The following is a 1,919-nucleotide window of genomic DNA, read 5'->3' on the forward strand; positions in this document are numbered from 1 at the left end:
GCCATCGACTTCCCAATGGATAAATGGGCAGCATTATCGGCGAAAAATACACTTCAGACAGATTTAGCACAACGGACGGCTGGGATGAACGGCGTAAATGCCGGACAAGAATCGAGAGATGAAACTGGCAATTTAGTAGGAGCGAATACGTCTGAAGACGAGAGAATGAAAGTACTCTATGCCGCAATGGAAAAAGAACAACATGTAAGTCATGATGTGAATGACTACGCAATCGATCCTCATACGGGCGAATACATCATGATGAACCAAGGACTCGTTCGTGTTTCAAAGGATTACGGACCAAAAGAACTGAGCCTCATTGATAAAGCCGGGTTGGGAGTAGCTAACTTCTTAATCCTGGATGACTTACATACAATCACGAATCCCGATGGTTCGTACGTTGCCAAGGGACTGGCCGTGGCCTCGATTACCCCTTTTGGGAAAGCGATAAAAGCGGGTAATGCGGGTATTAAACTTGTGAGAAAAACTCCAATTGCGAAGGTAACTAGTCCAAAGAAAGTTGAAAAGGTTACTGGTACGGATAAAGGTGGTAAGGAAGTTAGTGAGGCTAAGAAACAAGTAATAAAAGATGGCAGTCATATTAATGAAAAGGGTAAAATAAAGCCGAATGTTAACTATAAAGCAGGAGAGTTTGATTATATTTATGAGACAGATAATTTAGGGAGAATATCTAAATTTGAAACAGACAATTTACAATTGACAAAGAGGGAGGCGAGATTGCCTCATGATCCAAATACGCCAGGTAAAGTAAAAGGAGATCATGCAGGACATTTGGCTGGGGATAGGTTTGGGGGCTCGCCTGAATTGGATAACTTAATTTCACAATCCTTAAATGTTAATTTAAGTCAGTATAAGAAGATTGAAAATCAATGGGCAAAAGCACTTGATAATAAGAAACAGGTTAAAGTTAGTGTTAAAGTTAAATATGATGGTGATAGTTCGAGACCATCTGAATTTAATATACAATATGAAATAGACGGAAAGTATTCTGAACGTGATATTTTGAATTAGGAAGGAGATTCTTATTGATGAGTAAGGTATTTGAAGACTATTTTAGTGAGATACAAACAGATATGGTATCAATTTGCTTAGAGTATGTAGAAGAAAGGGCTGAAAAAATATATATTTATTGTTCTTTTGAAGAAGGAATTGTATCAAGTGATTATTTTTATAATATTAATGGTAAGATAGTAGAACGTCACAAATTAAATGATATGTTATCTAGTGGAGAAAATAACTATGATGTATCTGTTCAAAGGCAGAGTGGCGTTGTTAAAATTTTGAATATGGATATAAAAAGTGTAATAAAGTTATGCAAGGAATATAATAGGGAAATGCCAACAGAAATGAAATTAATATATAATATAGAAGAAAATAGCCTGAAAGCAGAATATAAATACGAACTAGTTTATTCTGATGACCCTGTTAAGACAGCGGATGATGTTGCAATGGCATGGTTCGAGGAAATAAGTAAAGATAATAGTTGGAGTTAATAACCAGTATTACATGGGAATTGGTAGTTTGAAAAATTTTTCTCCTACACTGAATCTTAGATTTTCGAATAACTTGAATTAAATATGTATATGAGGCTCTGGTATTAGTATGGATGCCTTTTATATTCAGATTGCCGACAATTAATTATATATAAAACGCCACAGTGAAAATAATTTGCTGTGGCGTTTTTCCTTTGTCTTAAATCATTCGTGTTATGAGATTAGTAGCTGATTTATTTGTCCGAAGGGCACGAATGAACACAAATGTTTGGAACCAGAACTTTCGCCCTCGACTTGGCATGGTAGACATGCCACTGATTTTCAAGCTATTCGTGAAGGGGGAATTCACACAGCTTATTTGGAGATTGCAGGTGCTCAATTCGCGAACGTATATAGTGCAATTGC

The 1,919-nt window shown here is 36.3% G+C and carries 2 protein-coding genes; both read left to right on the plus strand.

Annotated elements, in window-relative coordinates:
- Positions 1-1,032, plus strand: a 1,032-nt coding sequence (locus I2484_RS20945) for a DNA/RNA non-specific endonuclease (RefSeq protein ID WP_255551645.1), incomplete at its 5' end; no start/stop codon positions are given.
- 17 nt (positions 1,033-1,049) lie between these two features.
- A complete protein-coding gene (locus tag I2484_RS20950; protein WP_207152982.1) occupies positions 1,050-1,514 on the plus strand; it encodes a DUF600 domain-containing protein in 465 nt (154 codons plus the stop codon).
- Positions 1,515-1,919 lie beyond the last annotated feature (405 nt).

The sequence above is a fragment of the Sporosarcina sp. E16_8 genome, from assembly GCF_017347095.1.
Lineage (GTDB): Bacteria > Bacillota > Bacilli > Bacillales_A > Planococcaceae > Sporosarcina.

Excerpts from the sequence above, each read along its gene's own strand:
- I2484_RS20950 (WP_207152982.1), top strand. The coding sequence starts at position 1,050 with ATGAGTAAGGTATTTGAAGACTATTTTAGTGAGATACAAACAGATATG.